We start from the raw sequence: 16,250 nt of genomic DNA, 5'->3' as shown, positions 1-16,250 counted from the left end.
GTAAAACTAGGGGTTAAAGCTATTCTATGACTAATTTGCCTGATCTGAACAATACGGTAAACCATTAAATGGTCAAGCATCAGGCACCGGCTCCATCACACACTGCAAAGGGTGCTGTCGCGACTGCGCCAGTTGTCGCACAATTTCCACCTTGGTGGCGGCAATGTCGCGTGGATACACACCACAGACCGCCCGACCCTCGTAATGTACTTTAAGCATAAGCTGTTCGGCCTGCTCCGGGGTCTTGGCAAATACCCGCTCCAGTATATTCACCACGAACTCCATGGGTGTGTAGTCATCGTTGAGCAAGATGACCTGATACATGGGTGGTGGGGCAAGCCGCGCGGATTGGCGCTCTACCGTTGTGGCGCCTTGCTTATCGATCTCAATGGCCATAATACAGAACTAGGTGCTTTCCATAGGTTGACTGGGGGGAACAAAATTCAGCATCATCCGACTGATCGTGTCAACTTCACAATAAAAAAGTGAGGTGCCGCGATCACAGGCCCAGGGAGGGGCCGAAAAAAGTATCAACCATACACTAAGTTGAGAGGCAGCAAGCATGTCGGAAACTACCACCACCGCAGGCACTGGAGACAATCAAAAACTATCCGGGACCGTTAAGTGGTTCAATGATGCCAAAGGCTTTGGGTTTATTACACCCGATAACGGCGGCGAAGATCTCTTCGCTCATTTTTCATCCATTCAGATGAACGGGTTCAAGACTTTGAAAGAAGGCCAGAAAGTTCTGTATGAAGTCGCCCAAGGCCCCAAAGGCAAGCAGGCACTTAATATTACTTCGCCTTAAGATCTCTTGCGCTCTCGATTCTAACAAAAGCAGGTTCGCAACACACATGCAGTATCGCACTACGACTACGGGGCCTGCGCGCCCTGTTTTTTTTGCCTGTCTTCTGGCAGCGCTTTGTATTAGCGCCCCGGTCCAGGCGGATGAGACTCTTCCCACCCTGACACTATCCCTGGGTTCCAAACAAATCCAGGCTGAAGTGGCCGATCGCGACGAGACTCGTGCACAAGGTTTGATGCATCGAGAAAGCCTGGCCCCCGATCACGGCATGTTATTCGTATTCGAGCAAAGCGGAATGCCTTGCTTCTGGATGAAGAATACGCCTCTGCCGCTGGATATTGCCTTTATTACCGAAGAAGGCACGATCACCAATATCGAGGCCATGCAACCCTTTGATCTTCAATCCCACTGCCCAGTGCGACCTGTGCGCTATGCCTTGGAGATGGAACAAGGCTGGTTCAAGCAAGCAGACAAAAAGGCCGGTGAGACAATCACCGGCCTGCCTGCCCTGCAACCTTAGTTAGACGCGCTCAAGAATCAAAGCCACGCCCTGGCCGACACCAATACACATGGTGCACAGGGCGTAGCGTCCGCCTGTGCGATGCAACTGGTTGATAGCCGCAATCGCCAGACGCGCACCACTGGCACCCAGAGGGTGACCCAGCGCAATCGCGCCCCCATTCGGGTTCACGCGAGGATCGTTATCTGCCAGACCCAGCATGCGAGTCACCGCCAGACCTTGAGCGGCAAAGGCCTCGTTCAGCTCGATCACATCCATTTGATCCAGAGTCAGACCCGCCAAAGCCAGCACCTTCTGGCTGGCAGGTGCCGGGCCAATACCCATGATGCGTGGCTCCACACCGGCAAACGCCATGGCCACCACACGAGCGCGCGGAGTCAGGCCTTGGGCTTCGACGGTTGCCTTGTTCGCAACCAGCAGCGCGCAAGCACCATCGTTCACACCCGAGGCATTGCCCGCGGTCACGGTACCATCGGCACGCACGACAGGCTTCAAGCGAGTCAGGGACTCCAGAGTCGTGGCACGTGGGTGCTCGTCCTTATCCACCACAATGGGATCGCCTTTGCGCTGGGGAATGATCACAGGGGTAATTTCTTCAGCCAGAATGCCGGCTTCCTGGGCAGCGGCAGCACGCAGCTGGCTATTCAGGGCAAACACGTCCTGGTCTTCGCGGGACACATTGAACTGCTGAGCCACGTTTTCAGCCGTTTCGGGCATGGAGTCCACACCGTACTGCTCTTTCATGGCTTTGTTGATGAAGCGCCAGCCAATCGTGGTGTCATAAATACCCGCGCTGCGGGAGAACGCTGTTTCAGCCTTGCCCATGACGAAGGGGGCGCGGCTCATGCTTTCCACACCGCCGGCCAGGATGAAAGAGGCATCGCCAGCGCGAATGGCACGAGCAGCCGAACCAATCGCGTCCAGGCCCGAACCGCACAGACGGTTCAAGGTCACGCCAGGCACGTCCACGGGCAAACCGGCTAGCAGAGCGGACATCCGCGCCACGTTGCGGTTGTCTTCACCCGCCTGGTTGGCGCAGCCGTACATCACATCATCCAGCTTGCTCCAATCGATTTGGGGGTTGCGCTTCATCAGCGCGGCAATAGGCACCGCACCCAGGTCATCCGCCCTCACAGCGGACAGCGAACCGCCATAACGTCCGAAAGGCGTACGAATTGCGTCACAAATAAAGGCGTCCTGACTCATGAAATTCACCCTGATATCTTGAATAAAATCACTCGAGAGCACTATGAGGAGCGCTCGAAATCTACTGTTTTGATAGTAGCGCTTGAGTACAGCCGGGTTTTTTCTGGTGATTCAGCATGTCCGCTGTGCGGTCAGTTTAGCGCGTCTAGTCCCGAACGATCCGGCGGTCTATGCGCCAAAGCGCCTGGTACAGTGACAAGCCGAATCCACACCAGAAAAAAGCTTATTCAATTCTCATACCCGCAACGCCAGGTAATCAAGGCATTAAGAAAACAAGGCGCGCTCGCACAGGAAAGCAGACGGAAGCCCTCTTTCCTGCACTCAACCCAATATGAGGGCGCTCGTTTTTACAATCGCCAGCCGAACGACCCACTCAAAGCAGCACTAGAACTGTTCGGTGCAATTAAGCGCTTGACCACTTGAAGCAACTTTCGCTTGTGCCAATTCTAGTCGGGCGGCCAGGATGTCAGCCTGGAAGGCCTCCTCACTCTGCACACGAGCCACCGCGGCGGCGCCTATCACACGCCCCGCCTCCACATCACTTTGCCAATGTACATTGCAAATGACACGGCTTTGACCGAAAGACAGGCCACGAGCCAGCAACTCATTACTTCGTTCAGGGCTGATCTGCGCCAACACTAGTGCCCACGCCCAGCCAGCAGCCGCATGGCCCGAGGGATAGGAACCATCATTGCGCAAAAACTCCTCATCCGCTGGCGTGCATGTATCTTCATTATGAAGATCGAAAGGACGCACCCGCTGATACTTGTTTTTGGCTCCGTAGGTGGATAGACCCGCATCAGGCAACAAGCGACGCATCATCTGATAAATAACCGGCGTGCTCTCTTGGTCGATTTGAACTCCCAATGCGCACGAATAATTCTGAGCGGGCCGTGGAAATACCAAGTCTGCATCTTGTTTAGCCAGTGCCCAGCGAGCTGACCCTTTTAGCTGCCCGGCAGCCCGACGCGCTTCTTCATCCCGGGCAAAGGCCCCACTATCTGCAGCCGGCGGCGGATCGAGGAGCATCACACTATCAGGCAGTTCAGTTTGGTCCAAGTAACCAGCCACCCGCTTGACGGAAGAGTGACTTTCCTTGACTTCCAAATGTGTAGAAGGCTGGGCGCTCAACTGACCCGTCGACAAAACCAAGACACTGCCCACCAGGCCCAACAAGGCAGGACGAACACGCAAAGCAGCAGACATAGCAGACCTCGACTAAAGGAGCAAAAAGCTCCAGTTTCGGAAAACGCCAACGGCCGCGTGAAGCTCTTGACCCGGCTGAGATCGGTAAACACTGAAGCTGCATCCCGGCACGATTGGAAGACAAGCCGCGATCTTGCCATTGCAGCCGCCAAACTGAATAGCGTGTTAGCCATTTGGTGCCACAGATCAAGCACCCTCATGGCCTGCTCATGGCATACTTCCCCCGTTGGCATCCTCTACAGGCTCATCATCATGCAAGGCAACCCCGAAGTCCTCGACTATCTGAATCAACTGCTGCGCGGCGAACTCGCAGCGCGCGACCAGTACTTTATCCATTCCCGCTTTTACGAGCATCTGGGTTTCACGCAGCTTTACGAGCGCATGAACCACGAAATGGAAGAAGAAACACAGCACGCTGACGCCCTGATACGCCGCATCCTGATGCTCGACGGTATTCCCGACATGCGCCCCAATGCGTTTGAACCCGGCAAGGACGTGGTCGGCATGTTGCGCAAGGATCTGGAACTGGAATATGAAGTTCGCGCGGCTCTGCAAAAAGGCATAGCACTGGCAGAATCCGCCAGCGATTTCGTGACACGCGACATCATTCTGGCCCAGTTGCGCGACACGGAAGAAGACCACACCTACTGGCTGGAGAAGCAATTGGGCCTGATCGAAAAAGTGGGCCTGGAAAACTACCAGCAATCCCAGATGTAAGGTCTTCAAAAACAAGGCACGGCAGCACACGCCCTATGACTTGTTTTCATTGAAGCCAAAAAAAACCGCCAGCATGCGCATGGCGGTTTTTTTATTGCCGGGTAGCCCTCCGATGAGCGCTACCCTCAACCAGGACGATTAACCCAGGTTCTTGGCGGCAAAGTCCCAGTTCACCAGGTTCCAGAAAATTTCCAGGTACTTGGGACGGGCATTGCGGTAGTCGATGTAGTAGGCGTGTTCCCACACATCACAGGTGATCAGGGCGACGTCGTCGGAAGTCAGCGTCGTGCCAGCGTTGCTGGTGTTGACGATGTCCAGGGAACCGTCGGCCTTTTTGACCAACCAGGTCCAGCCCGAACCGAAGTTGCCAACGGCAGACTTGGTGAAGGCTTCTTTGAAGGCGTCAAAGCTGCCCCATTTGGCGTTGATGGCATCAGCCACTTTGCCGGTAGGAGCGCCGCCGCCGTTAGGGGACAGGCTGTTCCAGTAGAAAGTGTGGTTCCAAACCTGAGCAGCGTTGTTGAACACGCCACCGGAGGATTTCTTGACCACATCTTCCAGGGAAGCGTTTTCAAATTCGGTGCCAGCAACCAGATTGTTCAGGTTGGTGACGTAAGCCTGGTGATGCTTACCGTAGTGAAACTCCAAAGTTTCCTTGGAGATATGTGGCTCAAGGGCGTTGAGTTCGTATGGAAGAGCTGGAAGAGTGAATGCCATTTCAATTCCTTCTAAAAAAAAACCGTGTTTGGTATCCAACAAGGACGACGCAGCCTAGAGCAGATCGTGCGTGCGCACCACATCCACCGACACATGACCGCGACTCAACTCGACATCGAGTCGTTCACCAATCTTTAAGTCTAACGCATTTTTTACAACTTTCCCCTCGCTATCCCTGACTATGGCATATCCACGATTGATGATAAGGCGCGGGGACAAGGCTTGCAGCGTTTGCTGGGCCGCGGCCAGGCGCTGGCGACGCAAAACCAGCGCATGATCCAGACCTTTTTCCAGCCGTTGGAAAAGCATATTCAGATTTTGCTGTCTTGACGTCAGCTGAGGAATGCTGCGCTCCAAACGCGCCCTCAAGGTAGTCAGGCGCAACGCAGCAGTATCGGGGACGCTGCGAGCCACACGTTGCAGCCTTTGGGTCAGATGATCCAGACGTTGCTGCTGCTGGGCCAGGCGTTGATGCGGAGAGACCAATTTGGCTACCGCCCGATCCAGACGCAGAGAGGCCCGATCCAGATGACGCTGCACACCGTGGCTCAGCGCGCCCATGCGCGCAAACACCTGTTCCAGTAACTGATCGCGCCCCAGACAGGCCAGTTCGGCGGCGGCGGTTGGCGTGGGTGCGCGCAAGTCAGCTACAAAATCAGCAATGGTGAAGTCTGTCTCGTGCCCCACCCCACTAATAATAGGGATAGGACTGGCCGCGATCAGACGCGCCAGACCTTCGTCGTTAAAAGCCCAGAGATCTTCCAGGCTACCGCCCCCACGTACCAGCAAGAGCGTATCAACCTCGGCCCGCTCAATCGCGGTTTCCAGAGCTTGCCGCAATCGCGGCGGTGCTTCTGCTCCTTGGACCGGAGCAGGATAAATAATGATGCGCACGTGCGGAGCACGACGCTCCATCGCAGTCAGGACATCCCGCAAGGCCGCGGCTGCCAGGGAAGTGATAATACCTATGCTGCGCGGCAAGGTGGCGATGGGGCGTTTGCGCTCAGGATCGAACAAGCCTTCGCTTTGCAACTGCCCTTTCAGCCGCAAAAAGGCTTCGTGCAAATCCCCCAGCCCGGCGCGGCGCATGCCTTCCACCTGAACCTGGAAGTCCCCGCGTGCCTCGTACAAGGTAACCGAGCAACGAAACTCGAAGCGCTCGCCCGCACGCGGCACAAATCCCACGGCCTGGGCACGCCCCCGAAACATCACGGCACGAACGGCCGCCTTGTCATCCTTGATGGAAAAGTACCAATGCCCGGAAGCGGCCTGGGTAAAGTTCGACACCTCACCACTGACCCAAACCACGGGCATATGCTCATCCAGCAACTGGCTGACACGGCGATTCAACTGTGCCACGGTCCATACCGCAGGTGCTCTAGATTCTTGATAATGCATCATATTCTTTGTTTTTGACTCGCCCCGAACGAGTTTTCCACCGTTCCGTATCCACAACTGTCATGCTTTTGTCAAATAGACGCCAAGACAATGGCTTCCGTTGAACACCTGATGCAGCACTTTATCGAAAGCGGATAAGCCATTGAAATTAAAGACTATTTATAAAAACACCAAGATGGTCGAAAATTAGCCAGAGAACCTCTAAACCACCGCCCGAGCCACTATGGGATGTTTTATACACAGAATTATCCACAGTTTTTGTGGATAGTTTTAGCACTACACCTATTACTTCAAATACATCAGGGGTTTGGCCGTGCTTTGTGGGAAAAGACCGTAAAGTGTACCGCGCTCGCGCCGGAACATTCCCGCAATGCGGACAGGGGCTCTACAATAAGCGCTGATTTATTTCGTGACCGGATAATAGACTCGTGCTTACTTTGATCCATGCCGCTGGCTGGCCTGTCTGGTTCCTGCTGGCCTGCTCCATTCTTGCCCTGGGTTTGATCCTGGAGCGTCTTTTAGCCCTGCGCAGCAAACGAATTCTACCGGCCGGACTGGCACGCCAGATCAGCGAGCTAACGGCCCAGAACCGGATTCAGGACGAGTCCCTGCCCCGCCTGTACGATAACTCCCCTCTGGGTCGAGTATTAGCCACCGTACTGAAAAACCGCCACCAAACTTCCGCCGTGCGTGAGTCTGCGGTCGAGGCAGAAGGCAAAGACATCAGCTACCAATTGAACAAGTACATTCCGGCACTGGGCACCATTGCCGTGATCGCCCCTTTGCTGGGCCTGTTTGGTACGGTTATTGGCATGATCGACATCTTTGCTGCCTACGACCCCGCCGGTGGCGACCCCAGCCTGATTGCCCGTGGCATTTCCGTGGCCCTGTACAACACCGCCCTGGGGATTCTAATTGCTGTCCCGGCCATGATCTTTCACCGCTACTTTCGCAGCCGTGCCGACTATCTGCTTCACTGCCTGGAAACGGAAGCGGGTGCGCTGGATCGTCTGTTGGCTCAGAGGGCCGTCTGATGCGCTTTCGCCGAGCCCAAGACCAGGACACGCTGGAACTGAATCTGGTGCCCTTGATAGATGTTTTGCTGGTGGTGCTGATTTTCCTGGCTGCCAGCAGCACCTTCGTGCGCTATCGCCAGTTGGATGTTTCCTTGCCCCAGGCTCAAGCCCAGACCGCACAAACCACGGACCTGCTATTGGCTATCAGCCAGGACGGGCGCTACGCCTTGAACGGTATGTGGCTGGATGCCAGCAGTGGCTCTCCCCTTAGCCACGCCTTGTCGAGCGAAAAGACTGACGAAAACAGCAGCCTGCTGATTCTGGCCGATGCCCAAGCCCCCCACTTCGCGGTGGTACAGGCTATGGAGGCCGCCCGTCAGGTTGGCATTCATCGCATTCACTTTGCGACCCAGGCCCCATGAGTGCGCGTGTCCGCCTGACTCATTGGCTTCACCAGCAGTGGCAGAAAAAGGGCTGGTTCAGCCTTGTGATGCGCCCGCTTTCAGCGCTGGCTGCGCTCTTCGTACAGCGCAAGCAGCAACGCTACGAGCAAGATCCCGCCGCATCCTACCGCAGCCCGGTGCCGGTGATCGTGGTGGGCAATATCATCGTGGGTGGCGCAGGCAAAACCCCCGTCGTCCTGGCTCTGACCGAGCAATTGCGCGCCCTGGGATGGACACCCGGCATTGTCAGCCGAGGTTACGGGGTAGAGATCGGCCCCAGCCCGCGCGTAGGCCAGGGCCAATTAGCCGCCGAACAATTTGGCGATGAACCCACCCTGATTGCCGCCCAAACCCGGGCCCCCATCGCCGTTCACCCTCGCCGTGCGCTGGCGGCCCAGGCTTTGCTCGAGAAATATCCGGCAGTCGACCTGATTATTTCGGATGACGGCCTTCAACATCTGGCCTTGCAACGCGATATGGAAGTCGTGGTACAGGATGCTCGCGGTGTGGGAAATGGCTTGCTGCTGCCAGCCGGACCATTGCGTGAAAGTCCCGAACGCCTGCGTCGCGTGGACTGGCTGATCAGCCAGATTGTGGCCGACCAAACGCCGCCTTCCACCCCTCAACCCACCGAGCCTGGCCGCGCCCTGAGCATGAGCCTGCGTCCTTATCAGCTGGAACACCTGAGTTCGGGCCGTCGCCTGAGCTGGTCGGACTGGTATCAGGAATACGGCCAGCAAGAACTGCAGGCGCTGGCCGCCATTGGCCAGCCCGCCCGTTTTTTCACGATGCTGCGCGCTTGTGGTCTGCATCTGAGCCAGACTTTCCCCCTGCCCGACCATGCCGCCTTGCAAGCTCAGGACTTTCAGGTCCTGCATGAGGGGCCGGTACTCATTACCCGTAAAGACGCCGTAAAATGCCAGCACCTGAACGATCCACGATTGTGGGTCGTCGATGTCCAGCCCGTGTTTTCACGCCCGGACTGGATTGCTGAACTGGATAGCCTGCTGCGCGAACGGCGCTCAACCTTACCCACATTACCCGGAGTTCAATAATGGAAGCTCGCCTACTCGAAGTGCTGGTCTGCCCCTTGTGCAAAGGCCCGCTGCGCCACGACCGCGAACAGCAAGAATTGGTCTGCAAGGCCGACAAACTGGCCTTCCCCATTGTGGACGGCATCCCTACCATGCTGATCAACGAAGCACGTCAACTGGACGCGCAGGAACCTTCCAGCAACTGATATGACTTTTTCCGTCATCATCCCTGCCCGCCTGGGCTCCACCCGTCTGCCCAACAAACCGCTGGCCGACATTGCAGGCCAACCCATGATCGTGCGTTGCGCTCAACAAGCCGCGCAAAGCGGGGCGCGTCAGGTCTGGGTGGCGACGGACTCACCGCAAGTGCTGGAGGCTGTACAGGCACATGGTTTCAATGCCTTGCTGACCGACGCAGAACACCCGACCGGCACCGACCGTCTGGCCCAGGCCGCTCGCCTGCTGGAGCTGTCCGAGGACGAGATCGTGGTCAATGTGCAAGGTGACGAACCCCTGATTCAGCCCGAGCACATCAATGCCGCCGCCGAGCTGCTGGCGCGCAGCGAACAGGCCGACATTGCCACGCTGGCCGCGCCCATCAAGAACGCCGAGACACTCTTTAACCCCAATGCCGTCAAAGTGGTTTGCGACCTGCAAGGCCGCGCCCTGTACTTTTCCCGCGCTCCCATGCCCTGGGCCCGCGACGCGCTGGCCGATGGCGAACAGGTGCTGGCCGACGGGCTTCCCGCATTGCACCATATTGGCCTTTATGCCTACCGAAATCGCTTCCTGCAGCAGTACGCCCAGCTACCTCGTGGGCCACTGGAACACTTCGAGTCTCTGGAGCAACTGCGAGCCATGGAAAACGGCTTCCAGATTATGGTTCACCGCCTCCAGGAGATTCCTGCAGCCGGGGTAGACACCGAACAAGACCTGGAAAGAGTACGCGCTCACTTCGCAAATCGGTTATAAAAGATCTTTTTTCTGCTCTATCCGAATAAAAAATGCGCTAAATATGCTGCAACGCATCATACTGAAGCGAGAATCGGATCGACGCATTTCCTGGAGGAATTCATGCGACTCATACTGCTCGGGCCCCCTGGTGCCGGCAAAGGCACTCAAGCTGCTTTCATCACCGAGAAATTTGGTATTCCACAAATTTCCACGGGCGATATGTTGCGTGCCGCTGTCAAAGCCCAAACCCCGCTGGGTGTAGAAGCCAAAAAAATCATGGACGCCGGCGGCCTGGTTTCGGATGACCTGATCATCGGCCTGGTACGCGACCGCCTGCAAGCAGCCGACTGTGAGCCCGGCTACCTGTTCGACGGTTTCCCACGCACGATTCCCCAGGCCGATGCCTTGAAGGATGCCCAGGTCAAACTGGACTTCGTGATCGAAATCGACGTACCGGAAGAAAGCATCATCGAACGCATGAGCGGCCGCCGTATCCACGCTGCCAGCGGTCGTAGCTACCACGTCACCTTCAATCCACCCAAAACCCCCGGTGTGGACGATGTGACGGGCGAACCCTTGCTCCAGCGCGACGATGACCGCGAGGAAACCGTACGCCACCGCTTGTCTGTCTATCGCGAGCAGACCCGCCCTCTGGTCGATTACTACTCGCAATGGTCAGCCACCGGCGACCCAGAAGCTCCGGCCTATCGCAAGATTTCCGGCGTGGGCAGCGTCGATGAGATCCGCCAGCGCATTGTGGACGCCCTGGCAAGCTAAGAAAGTCAAGATTCAGCCGGCCCCAAAAGGGCCGGTTGTTTATTATCCAAGGGAGACAAGCTCATGCAAATCAATAACAAGACTTTTATTGTCACCGGCGGCGCATCGGGTCTGGGCGCAGGCACCGTACGTATGCTGGTTGAAAACGGCGCCCGCGTGGTGATCGCCGATATTCAGGACGAGGCCGGTGAGGCTCTGGCCAAAGAGCTGGGCCAACTTTATCAGCGCTGTGATGTTACTTCCGAGCAAGATGCCCAGGCCGTCGTGGATCTGGCTTGCCAGGACAGCGCCCGCCCCCTGTTCGGACTGATCAACTGTGCCGGCGTGGCTCCTGCCTCGCGCACGGTAGGACGCAATGGCCCGCACACGCTGGACCTGTTCCAGAAAACTGTCATGATCAACCTGGTCGGCACCTTTAATATGTGTCGTCTGGCGGCCGCGGCCATGGGCAGCAATACCCCAGAAGCCTCGGGCGAGCGTGGCGTGCTGATCAACACCGCTTCGGTAGCCGCCTATGATGGCCAGATTGGCCAAGCCGCTTACGGCGCTTCCAAGGCCGGTGTGGTCGGTTTGACCCTGCCTTTGGCCCGCGACCTTGCCCAGACCGGCATCCGCGTCATGACGATTGCTCCCGGTATCTTCGGCACCCCCATGATGTTTGCCATGCCTCAGGAAGTTCAGGACTCCCTGGCGGCCAGCATTCCTTTCCCATCGCGCTTGGGTCGCCCTGAAGATTTCTCCCAACTGGTGCAGAGCATCATCAATAATGAAATGCTCAATGGCGAAACCATCCGTCTGGATGGCGCTATTCGTATGGCACCAAAATAACTTTCTGTATCGGCTCCAATGGGTTTGTTTCGCTCAGCGGCCACAATTAGTGGCCTGACGCTGCTGTCTCGTATCACCGGACTGGCACGCGATATTCTGATTGCCCGCGCCTTTGGGGCGGGCCCGCTCACCGACGCTTTCTGGGTGGCATTTCGCATTCCCAATCTGCTGCGACGCCTGTTTGCAGAAGGAGCGTTTTCACAAGCCTTTGTCCCCATCCTGGGGCAGGTGCGCAAGGAGCACGAGCAGGACAAGGTCCAGCAATTGCTGGACCGCGTCGCCCTGCTGCTGACCTTTGCTGTCATGCTGGTCACTGCCATTGGCATTGTTGCGGCCCCCTGGGTCGTCAGTGCCATGGCCAGTGGCCTGACCGCCCCCGAGCGACAAACCGAATTTGGTGCCGCCATCACCATGACGCGCATGATGTTCCCCTACATCATCTGCATGTCGCTGGTGGCTTTTGCCTCTGCGGTACTGAACACCTGGAGCCGCTTTGCGGTTCCGGCTTTCACTCCTATCCTGCTGAATCTGTCCATGATTGGCGCCAGCCTGTTTCTGGCCCAGCATATGGAAACACCCATTTACGCCCTGGCCGTTGGGGTGATGGTGGGCGGTCTGGCCCAATTGCTGGTGCAATGGAGCGCATTGGCCCGTCTGGGCCTGTTGCCACGATTCTCGCTACGACTGGGTGAAGCGCGCCGCGACCCTATCGTGCAGCGCATTCTTAAACAGATGCTGCCCGCCATTCTGGGCGTTTCTGTTGCGCAGATTTCCCTGCTGATCAATACCAATATCGCCACTTGGCTGCAGTCCGGCAGCGTGACCTGGCTGTCCTTTGCCGACCGTCTGATGGAGTTCCCCACTGCCCTGCTAGGTGTGGCACTGGGCACGGTCTTGCTGCCCAAGCTGTCGGCCGCCCATGCCGGCAAGGACGACAAGAACTACAGCGGCTTGCTGGACTGGGGCCTGCGCCTGGTCCTGCTGCTGGGCCTGCCTGCCGCCCTGGGCATGGCCTTACTGTCCGACGGCCTGGTCGCCACCCTGTTTCACTACGGTGCGTTTGCTGCCGCTGATGTTGCCCAGACCAAATTGGCAGTCGGTGCCTATTCGGTTGGCCTGGTGGGCCTGCTGGCCATCAAGATTCTGGCCCCCGGCTTTTACGCCCGCCAGGATATCCGCACTCCCGTACGCATCGCCATTGCCGTCCTGATCATTACCCAGCTCTTTAACCTGGTACTGGTGCCTACCTTCGCCCATGCCGGGCTGGCCTTGTCGATTGGCCTGGGTGCCACTGTCAATGCGCTGACCTTGCTGGTCATGCTGCGAAAGCGCGGGATCTACCAGCCCAATCATGACTGGTTACGTTTTTTCCTGAAGATTATTCCCGCCCTGGCTGCTCTGGCCGCCGTCCTCTTGCTGGCTGACCGTTATATCGACTGGATCAGCCTGGGAGCCACGCCCCTGCTGCGTGTGCTGTATCTGGGCGGCGTGTTGCTTGCCAGCGGCATTTCCTATTTCGGCATGTTGTTTATCGTAGGCATTCGCCCCTCTTACTTTACAAAGCGGGCTTAGTATCCTAGAATAATTGTCTTTGCCGATTAAACTTTAAAACTTAGGCTTTATTAAAAATGGCTAATTCCGCACAAGCACGCAAGCGCGCCCGCCAAGCAGTGGCTCGCAACAAACACAACGCCAGCATCCGTTCCATGCTGCGTACCGCTATCAAGCGCGTTCGCCAGGCTATCGAAGCCGGTGACAAAACCGCTGCTAACGAAGTATTCCGCAAAGCGACCAGCATCATTGATCGCGTTGCCGACAAGAACATCATTCACAAGAACAAGGCTGCCCGCCACAAGAGCCGCCTGTCTGCTGCTATCAAGGCCCTGGCCTGATTGCTGAAGATTTTTAATGGTTTAATCGGCTCTGGCCTAAAAACCAGTTAGAAAGGGGGTGCTTAGCACCCCTTTTTTATTAGCCACAAAACCATTGCCTGAACATGCAGGCCAATCATGCTAAGTTATGGATTTGCTTTTTCATTAGCGAGTCCCCATGACACGTCCCATCGTGCTGCAACTGGCATCTTTGGCCCAGCACCCTTCTTTTGACGAAATCGACCGTCATTTCGAGCGCATTGTCTTCCAGGACCTGAACCAGCTCTCTGCCCAGCAGATCGAACGCGTACAGGTACTCCTGACCAGCGCTGTCACTGCTACCCCCGCTTCCTTGATGGACCGCCTGCCCGCTTTGAAAGCGATTTGCAGCGTAGGGGTAGGCTACGACTCCATCGACGTACAGGCCGCCAAAAAGCGCGGTATTCAGGTCAGTACCACTCCTGATGTTCTGAACGATTGCGTGGCCGATATGGCCTGGGCCTTGATGCTGGATGCGGCTCGCCGTGTGACGGAATCGGATCGCTACGTGCGTGCCGGTCTGTGGGACAGACCCAATGGTTTCGGGCTGGGGACGCGGGTCAGCGGCAAGAAGCTGGGCATTGTGGGCCTGGGACGCATTGGCCAGACCATTGCCCGCCGCGCCAGTGGCTTTGATATGGAACTGCGCTATCACAACCGCCGTCCACGTCACGATGTGCCCTGGCACTACGAGCCTTCCCTGATCGAACTGGCCCATTGGGCAGACATCATGGTGATTGCTGCCGTCGGTGGCGATGAGACACGGGGGCTGATCAATATAGACGTGCTGAACGCCTTGGGTCCCAAAGGGATTCTGGTCAATATTGCCCGCGGCAGCGTGGTCGATGAAAGCGCACTGATTGCCGCCCTGCAGGAAGGACGACTGGGCTCTGCCGGGCTGGATGTGTTCGAGAATGAACCCCAGGTGCCCCAGGCCTTGCGCGATCTGAACCAGGTCGTTCTGGCACCGCACACGGCCAGTGCAACGCACGAGACACGCGAAGCCATGCTCTCGCTGACGCTGGAAAATGTATTACAGTATCAAAAAACCGGCAAAGTGCTCACGCCGCTTACCGTATAAAAAACAAGTCGCCTACCGTTTTCGCGGTGGCGACTTATTGAATGCGCTGTCTGAATCAGGAATCGACAGGGTCCATATTGTCGGGGTCAATGCCGCTGGTTTTTAAATTATTATCATCGGCAAAGCCACAGACGAATTTCCAGGCCAAAGGTTCAAGCTCTCGCAGGCGAGCATCCACCACCACACATCGCACGCCGTCAATCAATCGCGGCACCACATAGGGCGAATAGGTCAGATGACCACCCATCGCCCCAGCGGGACGAAACTGGGACATTACACCGGCCAAGCGTTCTGCCCAATCACTGGGACGAAAGCGCTGATCCTGCCGGGTCACACCATGGATTACAAGTTGCTTCACTGGCTCTGTCATAACAATTAATCGCTCATCGTGCAGTTCAGGTATGCTGCACCTTTTCCTTTCTCGCCACGCATTGTATCCGATCGCGGCCACGCAAAGCCCGGGATTCAATAAATTAGCCGCTTGACAATTTATTGCTAATCATTACTTTGCCCTCTCGCTTTATTCCAAAACCAAACGGTTTCCCCTTCCCCGCCACAGACCGGCTTTGCTCTTAATAGCCGGACAGGTTAAGATGGCTTTCTTTATCCGCAGGATTTTTTTATGGATGCCATCGTGCAAGCAGGACCGCTTCGGCACTTTCTGCAATTTCGCGACTTTTCTCACGACGAAATTTTATATGTGCTGGAACGCGCACGCCTGATCAAAGACAAGTTCAAACGCTATCAGCCGCACCACACATTGCACGACCGCACCTTGGCGATGGTTTTTGAAAAAGCCAGCACCCGTACCCGTGTTTCGTTTGAAGCCGGTATGTATCAGTTGGGCGGTTCGGTCATTCACCTGACCACCACCGACTCGCAGCTGGGCCGCTCCGAACCTATCGAAGATACCGCCCGCGTGGTTTCACGCATGGTCGATATCGTCATGATTCGTACCTTCGAGCAAACCCGTCTGGAGCGCTTTGCCTCCCACTCGCGTGTGCCGGTCATCAATGGCCTGACCAACGAATTTCATCCTTGCCAGATTCTGGCCGACATCTTCACCTTTATCGAACACCGTGGCGATATCAAGGGCAAGACCGTGGCCTGGATTGGTGACGCCAACAATATGGCCTACACCTGGCTGCAAGCGGCGGAAATCCTGGGCTTCACCCTGCATGTGTCGGCCCCTAACGGCTACCACCTGGAATCCGATCGCACCGGCAACCCGGATTCCAGCATTCTGCGTGAATTCGACGACCCACTGGAAGCCTGCAAGGGCGCGCACCTGGTCACCACCGACGTGTGGACCAGCATGGGTTACGAAGACGAAAACGAAGAGCGTCGCAAAGCCTTTGCTGACTGGTGTGTGGATCAGGAAATGATGGATGTGGCCGACCCAGAAGCCATCTTCATGCACTGCCTGCCCGCTCACCGTGGCGAGGAAGTAACCGGCGAAGTCATTGACGGCCCACAAAGCGTGGTCTGGGACGAAGCCGAGAACCGCTTGCACGTACAGAAAGCGTTGATGGAGTTCCTGATTCTGGGTCGTCTGGAAGCCTGAGTGCTTCTACCCGGAGCAGACTTTGCTCAATGACATAAAAAGGGGATACGTCGTATCCCCTTTTTAATACCGGA

General features: G+C 56.7%; 20 protein-coding genes. 14 read left to right on the top strand and 6 right to left on the bottom strand.

Going from position 1 to position 16,250, the window contains the following annotated elements:
• Positions 1–72 precede the first annotated feature (72 nt).
• Positions 73–396, bottom strand: coding sequence for an ATP-dependent Clp protease adapter ClpS (gene clpS, locus NBV64_RS07985; protein ID WP_026482895.1), 324 nt, complete (start codon positions 394–396; stop codon positions 73–75).
• 166 nt (positions 397–562) lie between these two features.
• On the opposite strand from clpS, the gene NBV64_RS07980 reads away from it, so the two are divergent.
• Both NBV64_RS07980 and NBV64_RS07975 read left to right on the top strand, forming a co-directional pair.
• Positions 563–808 (top strand): cold-shock protein, encoded by a 246-nt coding sequence (locus NBV64_RS07980; protein WP_003801483.1) that lies wholly within the window; start codon positions 563–565, stop codon positions 806–808.
• A gap of 46 nt (positions 809–854) precedes the next feature.
• Positions 855–1,325, top strand: coding sequence for a DUF192 domain-containing protein (locus NBV64_RS07975; protein WP_115635105.1), 471 nt, complete (start codon positions 855–857; stop codon positions 1,323–1,325).
• On the opposite strand, the gene pcaF is transcribed toward NBV64_RS07975, so the two are convergent.
• Positions 1,326–2,531 carry a 3-oxoadipyl-CoA thiolase gene (gene pcaF, locus NBV64_RS07970; RefSeq protein ID WP_042487885.1) on the bottom strand — a complete coding sequence of 402 codons (1,206 nt, stop codon included), beginning with the start codon at positions 2,529–2,531 and terminating at the stop codon, positions 1,326–1,328. It abuts the gene before it with no gap.
• Between the two features lie 384 nt (positions 2,532–2,915).
• Complete coding sequence (locus NBV64_RS07965; RefSeq protein ID WP_250757040.1) at positions 2,916–3,737, bottom strand: acid phosphatase; 822 nt, start codon at positions 3,735–3,737, stop codon at positions 2,916–2,918.
• A 252-nt stretch (positions 3,738–3,989) separates the two neighbouring features.
• On the opposite strand from NBV64_RS07965, the gene bfr reads away from it, so the two are divergent.
• A complete protein-coding gene (gene bfr, locus NBV64_RS07960) occupies positions 3,990–4,454 on the top strand; it encodes a bacterioferritin (RefSeq protein ID WP_035268187.1) in 465 nt (154 codons plus the stop codon).
• Between the two features lie 138 nt (positions 4,455–4,592).
• Here the strand turns inward: bfr and sodB are convergent, their stop codons facing one another.
• Positions 4,593–5,171, bottom strand: coding sequence for a superoxide dismutase [Fe] (sodB, locus tag NBV64_RS07955; RefSeq protein ID WP_009455685.1), 579 nt, complete (start codon positions 5,169–5,171; stop codon positions 4,593–4,595).
• A gap of 54 nt (positions 5,172–5,225) precedes the next feature.
• A complete protein-coding gene (gene xseA / locus NBV64_RS07950; protein ID WP_250757039.1) occupies positions 5,226–6,572 on the bottom strand; it encodes an exodeoxyribonuclease VII large subunit in 1,347 nt (448 codons plus the stop codon).
• Positions 6,573–6,997: 425 nt separating this feature from the next.
• On the opposite strand from xseA, the gene NBV64_RS07945 reads away from it, so the two are divergent.
• From NBV64_RS07945 to NBV64_RS07900, 10 genes are all read left to right on the top strand, one after another.
• A complete protein-coding gene (locus NBV64_RS07945; protein WP_035268192.1) occupies positions 6,998–7,603 on the top strand; it encodes a MotA/TolQ/ExbB proton channel family protein in 606 nt (201 codons plus the stop codon).
• Positions 7,603–8,007, top strand: a complete 405-nt coding sequence (locus tag NBV64_RS07940; RefSeq protein WP_250757038.1) for an ExbD/TolR family protein — start codon at positions 7,603–7,605, stop codon at positions 8,005–8,007. The genes NBV64_RS07945 and NBV64_RS07940 overlap by 1 nt, the downstream gene beginning before the upstream one ends.
• Positions 8,004–9,083: a tetraacyldisaccharide 4'-kinase gene (lpxK, locus tag NBV64_RS07935; RefSeq protein WP_250757037.1), complete on the top strand. Its 1,080-nt coding sequence runs from the start codon at positions 8,004–8,006 to the stop codon at positions 9,081–9,083. The genes NBV64_RS07940 and lpxK overlap by 4 nt, the downstream gene beginning before the upstream one ends.
• Positions 9,083–9,268: a Trm112 family protein gene (locus tag NBV64_RS07930; RefSeq protein ID WP_009455665.1), complete on the top strand. Its 186-nt coding sequence runs from the start codon at positions 9,083–9,085 to the stop codon at positions 9,266–9,268. The genes lpxK and NBV64_RS07930 overlap by 1 nt, the downstream gene beginning before the upstream one ends.
• A 1-nt stretch (position 9,269) precedes the next feature.
• Positions 9,270–10,034, top strand: coding sequence for a 3-deoxy-manno-octulosonate cytidylyltransferase (kdsB, locus tag NBV64_RS07925; RefSeq protein ID WP_250757036.1), 765 nt, complete (start codon positions 9,270–9,272; stop codon positions 10,032–10,034).
• Positions 10,035–10,136: 102 nt separating this feature from the next.
• Positions 10,137–10,793 (top strand): adenylate kinase, encoded by a 657-nt coding sequence (gene adk / locus NBV64_RS07920; protein WP_009455661.1) that lies wholly within the window; start codon positions 10,137–10,139, stop codon positions 10,791–10,793.
• A gap of 63 nt (positions 10,794–10,856) precedes the next feature.
• The gene (locus tag NBV64_RS07915) at positions 10,857–11,621 is read left to right on the top strand and encodes a 3-hydroxyacyl-CoA dehydrogenase (RefSeq protein WP_060186008.1); all 765 of its coding nucleotides are present in this window, start codon (positions 10,857–10,859) and stop codon (positions 11,619–11,621) included.
• Positions 11,622–11,639: 18 nt separating this feature from the next.
• Entirely contained in the window at positions 11,640–13,193 is a 1,554-nt protein-coding gene (murJ, locus tag NBV64_RS07910) for a murein biosynthesis integral membrane protein MurJ (RefSeq protein ID WP_083053773.1), read from the top strand.
• Between the two features lie 56 nt (positions 13,194–13,249).
• Positions 13,250–13,513 carry a 30S ribosomal protein S20 gene (rpsT, locus tag NBV64_RS07905; protein ID WP_009455654.1) on the top strand — a complete coding sequence of 88 codons (264 nt, stop codon included), beginning with the start codon at positions 13,250–13,252 and terminating at the stop codon, positions 13,511–13,513.
• Between the two features lie 157 nt (positions 13,514–13,670).
• Positions 13,671–14,612, top strand: a complete 942-nt coding sequence (locus NBV64_RS07900; RefSeq protein WP_250757035.1) for a 2-hydroxyacid dehydrogenase — start codon at positions 13,671–13,673, stop codon at positions 14,610–14,612.
• A 55-nt stretch (positions 14,613–14,667) separates the two neighbouring features.
• On the opposite strand, the gene NBV64_RS07895 is transcribed toward NBV64_RS07900, so the two are convergent.
• Positions 14,668–14,982 (bottom strand): DUF3579 domain-containing protein, encoded by a 315-nt coding sequence (locus NBV64_RS07895; RefSeq protein ID WP_009455652.1) that lies wholly within the window; start codon positions 14,980–14,982, stop codon positions 14,668–14,670.
• 252 nt (positions 14,983–15,234) lie between these two features.
• On the opposite strand from NBV64_RS07895, the gene argF reads away from it, so the two are divergent.
• Entirely contained in the window at positions 15,235–16,176 is a 942-nt protein-coding gene (gene argF, locus NBV64_RS07890) for an ornithine carbamoyltransferase (protein WP_021446751.1), read from the top strand.
• Positions 16,177–16,250: the final 74 nt, after the last annotated feature.

This window comes from Alcaligenes sp. DN25, from assembly GCF_023674485.1.
GTDB lineage: Bacteria > Pseudomonadota > Gammaproteobacteria > Burkholderiales > Burkholderiaceae_B > Alcaligenes > Alcaligenes phenolicus.
The sequence above is the reverse complement of the archived record's forward strand: the minus strand, read 5'-3'. Positions and strand labels throughout refer to the sequence as shown.

Bases quoted from the DNA above. Each gene is read 5' to 3' on its own strand.
- clpS (WP_026482895.1), bottom strand. From the start codon at position 396: ATGGCCATTGAGATCGATAAGCAAGGCGCCACAACGGTAGAGCGCCAA.
- NBV64_RS07980 (WP_003801483.1), top strand. From the start codon at position 563: ATGTCGGAAACTACCACCACCGCAGGCACTGGAGACAATCAAAAACTA.
- NBV64_RS07975 (WP_115635105.1), top strand. From the start codon at position 855: ATGCAGTATCGCACTACGACTACGGGGCCTGCGCGCCCTGTTTTTTTT.
- pcaF (WP_042487885.1), bottom strand. From the start codon at position 2,531: ATGAGTCAGGACGCCTTTATTTGTGACGCAATTCGTACGCCTTTCGGA.
- NBV64_RS07965 (WP_250757040.1), bottom strand. From the start codon at position 3,737: ATGTCTGCTGCTTTGCGTGTTCGTCCTGCCTTGTTGGGCCTGGTGGGC.
- bfr (WP_035268187.1), top strand. From the start codon at position 3,990: ATGCAAGGCAACCCCGAAGTCCTCGACTATCTGAATCAACTGCTGCGC.
- sodB (WP_009455685.1), bottom strand. From the start codon at position 5,171: ATGGCATTCACTCTTCCAGCTCTTCCATACGAACTCAACGCCCTTGAG.
- xseA (WP_250757039.1), bottom strand. From the start codon at position 6,572: ATGATGCATTATCAAGAATCTAGAGCACCTGCGGTATGGACCGTGGCA.
- NBV64_RS07940 (WP_250757038.1), top strand. From the start codon at position 7,603: ATGCGCTTTCGCCGAGCCCAAGACCAGGACACGCTGGAACTGAATCTG.
- lpxK (WP_250757037.1), top strand. From the start codon at position 8,004: ATGAGTGCGCGTGTCCGCCTGACTCATTGGCTTCACCAGCAGTGGCAG.
- NBV64_RS07930 (WP_009455665.1), top strand. From the start codon at position 9,083: ATGGAAGCTCGCCTACTCGAAGTGCTGGTCTGCCCCTTGTGCAAAGGC.
- kdsB (WP_250757036.1), top strand. From the start codon at position 9,270: ATGACTTTTTCCGTCATCATCCCTGCCCGCCTGGGCTCCACCCGTCTG.
- adk (WP_009455661.1), top strand. From the start codon at position 10,137: ATGCGACTCATACTGCTCGGGCCCCCTGGTGCCGGCAAAGGCACTCAA.
- NBV64_RS07915 (WP_060186008.1), top strand. From the start codon at position 10,857: ATGCAAATCAATAACAAGACTTTTATTGTCACCGGCGGCGCATCGGGT.
- murJ (WP_083053773.1), top strand. From the start codon at position 11,640: ATGGGTTTGTTTCGCTCAGCGGCCACAATTAGTGGCCTGACGCTGCTG.
- rpsT (WP_009455654.1), top strand. From the start codon at position 13,250: ATGGCTAATTCCGCACAAGCACGCAAGCGCGCCCGCCAAGCAGTGGCT.
- NBV64_RS07900 (WP_250757035.1), top strand. From the start codon at position 13,671: ATGACACGTCCCATCGTGCTGCAACTGGCATCTTTGGCCCAGCACCCT.
- NBV64_RS07895 (WP_009455652.1), bottom strand. From the start codon at position 14,982: ATGACAGAGCCAGTGAAGCAACTTGTAATCCATGGTGTGACCCGGCAG.
- argF (WP_021446751.1), top strand. From the start codon at position 15,235: ATGGATGCCATCGTGCAAGCAGGACCGCTTCGGCACTTTCTGCAATTT.